4 protein-coding genes are annotated in these 7634 nt (G+C 42.7%); all 4 read right to left on the reverse strand.

What is annotated here, in order from left to right; translation table 11 throughout:
* Positions 1-580 precede the first annotated feature (580 nt).
* Entirely contained in the window at positions 581-1012 is a 432-nt protein-coding gene (locus OI18_RS22405; protein WP_152616941.1) for a tetratricopeptide repeat protein, read from the reverse strand.
* Between the two features lie 10 nt (positions 1013-1022).
* On the reverse strand, positions 1023-5330 hold the full coding sequence (locus tag OI18_RS22410; protein WP_160290283.1) for a DUF6443 domain-containing protein: 4308 nt from the start codon (positions 5328-5330) through the stop codon (positions 1023-1025).
* A gap of 48 nt (positions 5331-5378) precedes the next feature.
* A complete protein-coding gene (locus OI18_RS22415) occupies positions 5379-5774 on the reverse strand; it encodes a hypothetical protein (protein ID WP_039144277.1) in 396 nt (131 codons plus the stop codon).
* 27 nt (positions 5775-5801) lie between these two features.
* A partial coding sequence (locus tag OI18_RS22420) for a hypothetical protein (protein WP_205410095.1) occupies positions 5802-7634 on the reverse strand: 1833 nt, incomplete at its 5' end.

Genomic DNA, 7634 nt, shown 5'->3' on the forward strand with positions numbered 1-7634 from the left:
TTGCAGAACGTGGAAGCTGTAACAATGAGAACTTCATAAAATCTCTAATTGATTAACCACGTGGTGGAATATTGTAACTTGATACCAGAGCAGGCAAAGTATTACTTTCGCTTTTCTTTTGCCCATATTCTATTGATAAAAAAGTAGCTAAATCTGAATTATTTACTACGGTTTCATCGCTTCATATTTTATTATATGGAATAATTGACAAATTACTTTGAACAGCCTTTTTTTAATTGCCAAAGTAACTTCAGATGTCCATTCGATTATCTCTTCAATCGGCGTTGTTTCACAACTAAAACTAATAACACCTGCTAGCACTGTTATCCTGCATGGAGAGGATCAACGTATCACTCGAAAAGCGGTAATATTGCGCATCCGTTCTAGTATTGAGGGATTTACAAAGTCAGGAACAGATAAATGTATTGAGTCCAGCCCTCCGTTTGCTATAGTCGAACGAAAAACTAAGTGGATCATAAAAACGACCTAAGTTCATTTATATTCAGTGGCGGCTCCCGCCATTCAGTTTCTGTCACGAAGAATAAAGAAAACCTGAATTTCCGACTAACAGTTAGGTCAATCAATCCGTCTCAGATTGTTTTATCCAAATTTTACTAATAGCTCGATTTTTCTCTATCCCAATTCCATAATAATAACATCTCCCGACTTCATGAATTGCTGTTTTATTACCCATTAAAGCTGCCTTCAAATAATATTCAAACGCTTTTTTTTCATTTTTCTTTACACCTTCTCCAAGCTCATAACAAACGGCCAAATCATAGAAAGCCTCACGAAAGTTTAGTAAAGCAGCTTTTTTTAAGTATTTAACAGCTTGAACATAACTCTTTTTAACATAGCGCCCGAATAGGTACCAAGTTCCAATTGCGTATATAGCTTCTGGATTCTGGAAACTCGCAGATTTCTCCAGTAGCTGAAAGGCTTTGGAAAAGTCTGCATTTTTCTTTACCATTTCGTTCCTCGCACTTGCTAAATATTTGTCACCTCTGTTCATATCTTTTTTTTTACCTTGGCGGCCAAGGACCGGAATGCCCTTTTGGTCTACGAAGTGGCGGTCGTTTCATTCCTTTAGACCCGTTTCTATCTTTCGCTTTACGAGCCATACCGTCTTGGTGTTTTTTCTTAGTACTTGCTCTCGCGCCTCTTGTATGTTCTGAGCCACCTGCCGATCCATATGATTTTTTGTTTGCGCTGACTAGTGTTATTGGCACTAAAGGAACTGGAAGTAATAAAGGTAAAGTTATTTTCGGACCGTTTACCAATTGCACACCTGGAGAAGACGTATTTACCAAAAAGGGATTTAGCAATGCAGCGGTCTGGCCCATACGATGTGAAGAGCTATTGATTTCCTGATCACTTTCTGTCAAAGTATTTTCACCCGTAAACTGTGAATACATATCGGTTGGTAGACCAACATATCCACTTAAAACTCCGCCTGCTGATACTAATCCCTTTCTTACCGATTCAAGCGCATTATTAGCCGCTTTTTCAGTCGTTTCAAAAATTTTAACGAGAGTTCCAACGCCAACACCACAGCAAGTTCCACTCGGTGGATTACTACCATCAGGCTCATCACCAAGCCGATCGCTAAATAAGATGGGATTGTCAAAATTGGAAGCATACGGCGACCAACCCTCCATGTTTTCAATCTTTGGATCAACTTGCCACCATTTTCCTATCTGAGGATCCAAGTTTCTAAAGAAAGCTGTATAAACCTCTAATGATAAATCATTGTCAAATTCTATCCCGTTATACTTTATCTTGTTCTCTAGTTTCTCTATGGCTTTCGAATTGATGCCCTCCATTGCCAGCCCGAATGGATAGTAATGGGTTTCTTCAAGAATGGGCCCTGGAGTATGAGTTACCAGGAGGTTATCAAAGAACACAGGAATATTGCTCTCATTACTTACAAATATATAGATATATCCATTTTTTTGTGCTGTAACTGGACTGTTGAAGAAGTTGTTGATCTCGGTATAAACAGGTGTTGTTCCACTGCCAGCATTCACAGGAGCGACCGCGCCCTGGGTGTATTTGAACTGGTCGTCGAAAAACATATAGTTCAGATAGGCTTGCGGACGAGTAGTTGTCTGGCTTCGCTGGTTGTTGAGTGAACTCAATGTTCCCATTGGATTGAGCGATTCAAGTATAGATTGTGACATTCCTTTACCCCCTGCCAGCGTACTACCTGCAAGACTCGTAAGTAATTCTGTCAAGCCAACGGTGAGCGGACCACCGGTATTGCCGCCCGCCGGCAAAGTATAGATGGATGAAACTTTGAATTGAACCTTATCCCCTGCCATCACTTTTAAGATTACGGCTAAACCTGTCTTCTGATTAGTTAATCCTCCATGCACCTCATAGAGTTTCTCTTGGAACTGAGGGTACGAGGAGGCCCCATTCACTACAGACTTGTCGCGGATCCGAGCGTCTTCTATTGAAAAGACCTGTTTTTCTGCGGCCACTGTTGCCGTTTCCATGGTAGCACCTGGATAGCAAATATTTTCAGTTTGTTCTGATAGTACAGCGCGGGTACCGCCTAGGTGATCTTTGAGAAAATAATCAAACACAAATCGATCGGTTTGCTCAGGGCAAGTGGATGTAGTAGCTTCCTCCAAACGAATTCTTCCTTCTTCATGGACGAGATATAAAAGCTTATCCGGGTAATCCAGTTCATTCGGTCCACTCACATAGTCCTTGCTTTCATATACCGCGCCGGATAAATAGGAAGTGGTAGTGACAATATCGGTTACATAGTCGACCCCATTATGTTTAACCTGTACGTCTTCTTCAGTAACAACTTTTTTGAGCTTAGTACCATTCGCCTCATAGGTAAAAGTGATGATTCCCTTGTTAACAAGCAGACTAGCGTCCTTTTTTACGATAATCGAAGTAGGCAGATTCAGAAAATTATATTGTATAGGAACGATTAATTTATTGCGATCTGCGGTGAGATTGCCATTGCCATCATAGTTATAGTCAGTCCCCGAAAACCTATCGGTAAAATCGCCAAGTTTGTTATCATTGGTCACTGCGTCAACCACCTTATATAACCGGTTACTATAGGAGAGGTAACTGTAAGTAAGGTCGTCAATTACAGCACTTGGGTTGCCTGCATACCAGCCCTGCTGCTTCATCTTTTTAATGTTGCCATTGTAATCGTAAGCCTGGTTAGGATCAGATCCATTACCGAGACTCACATTGAAGTTCATACCCCCACTGGGATCACTGAAGTCGGCCTTGAGAAGGCGATTGGCTACATCATAGCCATAATCGTATTTGCGAACCGCCTGGTCACCTTTGGATTTCCAGATAGCGCCAGCGATATTCCCATTGAATTGGGCGCTATTAAAGGACTGGCTGCCGGATTTATCGTAACCCAGTTCCATGCCGAAGTATCGATCCGTATTGTCTTCGTTGGTTATAAATTTCTTGTTGACAGATAATAACCAGCCGCGGATATTGTAAACATTATCGGATTTGGCTAAAGCCCCACCGGTAGATTTTGTGCCAACCTGTTTAGTCTCAAGTTGCCCTAATGCATTATAAGTATTTTGGACGGTGGTCTTCCAGTCACCGTAGGCATTGGCATTTACCAACGTACTGCGTAGGCGCTTTTCTGTTTTTGTTACACGCCAAAGGTCATCATAAGTCTGGCGGGTCCAGATTTCATGGGTCTGAGGGTTGCGGGTGTTCTGTTGCTGAAGTACCGAGACAGCCATACTTCCGTTAAAACAATAGAGCGTGGTACTCACATCCGTTCCGGCAAGCGTTTTGGTCTGGGTCTGGATCACCCGTCCCTTATCGTCGTAGATATAAGAAGAATATGTCAACACATTATTCCATACACCTGTTTGAAGCCCCGTTGTCTGCAACGACTGGGTCAATGGTTCCGGGTAAGACGCGAGATTCTGGGATTGCAAGTCGTTATCCCAGGTGGTAATCCTAAACTTAAAGCTAGCATTCAGGTTGGTTGTCCAGTCATAGCTATCATAATAATTTGCCGTATATACAGTACTGACAGCTACAGTGGGAAAAGTTCGATCCAATGTATACTGTGGCTGAGTGGTACGCGGGGTAAAGAGCTCATATCGTTCAACAGTAGAACCATCCACCACCGCTTGCATCGTGGGTTGATCAATGATGGTGGCATGAATATAGATTCCCAGGACAATTAACCGATTGAGTTGATCATATTTGTGATATATCCATTGCCGCCCCCCCCGTTGGCCGCCGTTCTGTGTCAGTACCAACCGATCCCATTTGTCATACACCATGTAAACCGGTAAAGCTCCAGGCACCTGCTTTGCGATCATCCGGTTCCTGGAGTCGTATTCATACCGGAAAGTCTGTTCCAATAGCAGCGTTGCATTTGTAAGATCCCAACCGTTAGATCTTAATATGTCGACTGCATTCGGTTGAATAACGGCTCGAAGTTGGTTCAGGTCATCATAAATATAATAGGTGCACATCCACCCTGTATGTCCACTACCAGTTCCATTATCATCCGCCGCTGTCAATTGCACTTTCTTTAATATCACCTGCCCCTCTTTGTCCTTAAATTCAATTACCTGTTTATTATGCTCATCAATAGTGATCGTTTTGAAAAGTTCATTTGCTTCGTAGGCCCCTGAGCTGCTGTAACTACCGAACTGGCCAGCAGTAGCATTGTTGGTTACCGTCCAGATCCGGACGTCGTCTGTAGACGTATTGGAATGATACCTGGTCTCAATATTTCTGGAAGCACCCACCCAACTATTGCCAGGCGCATAAGTTTTTGCCGGGCGGTTCAATGGTGAAAACTCTAAATCCGTCTTGCTATAATAATAAGTATCCCCTTGCCCTTTAACCGGACTGGTTGCATTTGCATCACTGTAGAAGTGCTGTTGTTGTAAAAAGGGATGTAGACCTTTAAAATTACCATCGTTTACAGATGTACTGCCATCTATTGTGTTCGCAGCAAACGGAAGGTATTGAAGAGTTTCCCTGCCAAAGGCGTCATAGTAGGTAGCCTGAACCATATCGACTGGGCTGCCACCACTAATGAGTGACCCTTGCTTAACTACGGTTTGCAAAGGACGGCCAAGTCCATCAACGTATTGAGTGCTTTGTTTTACTTCCTTAACGGGTTTAGTCATCAATAACAAAGGATCCGTTTGCGGCGACATTACATCCCAGGTACGAACGTAATTGACCGGTATGCCTTGTGAATATGCAGGTGGCAATACAACCTGGGCAGACATTGACTTACCGACAAACATGCAACAAACAAAAGCAGTTATCTTAAAGAAACAGCGGAGATCCATTTTCATATGAACAGGTTTGAACAAAGTATCAAAACGATCATCAAGCATTATAATTTAATAGTCACTATCATCAGTTAATGGCGGACCTGCGATATTATATTGTGACATTCGCAACTTTACCCTCACAATAAATTGACTATAGATGGGCGGAGTAAATAGCTTCTTCAACTGCGTTGTATGAGTTAACCGAAGTGTCCTAAAGCGATCAAGTTGCTCCTTCTCAGTAAGAGAGGTATCACCGGCAATCATATCCGAATCAGCAAAAAACTTATCGCGCAAAACAAAATATTGCTGTGTTTGCCTTAAGGACAGACCAAGGCTGTCCCTGAAATAGCGCATTTGAATACTATCCGCTTGTGCTAAATAGGGCTTCAGTTCATCTGATTGCTGACCAAATGCCGAGCAAAAACTCGAAAGGGTCAGAAATATCATTAGCAAATTCTTATTCATGAATTATGATAATTGGGATTAATTATACTATTCGATTGGCATGCCGCAAACCAGGTATCCTGTTCCTGCGGTAACTGTAAAAACAAAATTCCAGCAATGCTGCCCGTCGTGCTGAGACTGCGTAAGTCTGCCTAAAGACATCTGGTTTCCATTACACAATACAGAATAATTGTAGGTGATGCCTTTAGTCCCATCACAATAATTCCAGTCACGCTTATAATTCACTGTCAGGTTGGATACAGATACCGGCGATGTACAATTAGAATTGCTGTAAAAATTGATGTAATAGTTTGCGGAACTGGTCAGCCCATCATCTATCAAATTATTATATGTTATTTTAGCATACACTGTTTGAACGGGTAACGGACAGGCGGTGGTGTTAGTACCAGTTATCACCCAGCGGGTTTGGTTATAGGTCGAACTACAAGGATTCATGTCACGTTGTTCCTGCTCCTGCTCACCGGTATTTTGGTTACTTGCATTCTTCTTACATCGAACTGCTGTTGCCGTATTCTGCCATGCAGCTGTGGCGCACGTAGCGCTTGTACCGGCATCAACCCAACGGTAAGTGTTGTAAGTGGGACTTTGAGGATTTATGTCCCGCTCACGATTCTGCAGAATATTGCTGGTATAACTGGGATTCGCATCACAGGGTTTGCAACGTGTTTCACCTGTCGACTGCCATTGTGGATTAATATCATAAGTACAGGAAACGAGTTGGCCGGAATAACTGTAACAGTATTTCTTCAGAATATTCCTATACTGATCCCGGACAAGTTCCAGACGACCGAATGTATCAAACTCGTAATAGGTCGTACGACTGTTTGCATCCGTCTGACTGGTCATGCCAACCAAGGGATCGAAAGTGTATGACAGCATTACAGCTTCAACCGGGTGCACCCTTACCTCATCAATCAAACAGTTACCAGAACCCTGGGAAAGTTGCACACTGGTTGCATTGGTTAACCGGAACTCCTTATACTTCCAACCATTTACTACCCGATCTTTATTTTGATCTGCGGAACTACCACCGGCAGAAACCGAAACGGCAGGCTGCGGCATATCATTCTTAAACCAGAATGACAGCAAATATATCTTCGATGCACTGAGCGACGAACGGCTGACACTGCCATCTGCCAATGCGTAGGAATATACCCCGGTATGGAAATTTAGCGTATTCCTAGGGCTACCCGGAATGGTCCATGAACCGGCAGCATCGCCTTCAAATGAAGTATAAGCGATTTGAGTAATATCGGTATTATCCACATTGGCGATGGGGTATAAACCTCTGTATCCCCAAAGGAAACTTTGTTTTTTATCCTCAACCTTCTGAACTTCGACGGGCAATTTATAAAATGCCTCGTAGCTATTGTAGGACAGTTTCGCGTTATACCTTGAATCAATGGCAATTGCCCCGGCAGTAACATTCGATTGCACAAAGTTGGTAAGTCCTGCAGCATTATCAATTTCATACATCTTGTCAACCGCTGGATCGATGGACTTATACCCTGTAAATTTACTGGCAATCATTCTTTGCCCCGTACCATCCGAATTTGATTTGTAAGTAGTGGTTTCTAATGGAGCATTCAGAACATTCTTCAATTGCAAATTCCTGACACCAGCACTAATATTATCGGAAGCCGTCACACCTGAATAATCCAATGGATACTTTGTCGATGTAGTAACCTTCTCTCCCTTGCTGTTGGTAGCATCAATCCTTGTAAGTTGCATGTGTGTAGGGTTCGAGTAATTATACTGCGTAACCAACTGTAGCGGATTAGCTCCATTAATATCATAAGAGAGCTCAGTCTTTTTAGTAAGTCTCACCCAGGCTGACTTCAGATTATAGAATCCAGACGA

Origin of the sequence: Flavihumibacter solisilvae, assembly GCF_000814475.1 — a bacterium.
GTDB lineage: Bacteria > Bacteroidota > Bacteroidia > Chitinophagales > Chitinophagaceae > Flavihumibacter > Flavihumibacter solisilvae.

What these genes read in the sequence shown, in the direction of transcription:
- OI18_RS22405 (WP_152616941.1), bottom strand. Translation starts at nt 1,012, where the DNA reads ATGAACAGAGGTGACAAATATTTAGCAAGTGCGAGGAACGAAATGGTA.
- OI18_RS22410 (WP_160290283.1), bottom strand. Translation starts at nt 5,330, where the DNA reads ATGAAAATGGATCTCCGCTGTTTCTTTAAGATAACTGCTTTTGTTTGT.
- OI18_RS22415 (WP_039144277.1), bottom strand. Translation starts at nt 5,774, where the DNA reads ATGAATAAGAATTTGCTAATGATATTTCTGACCCTTTCGAGTTTTTGC.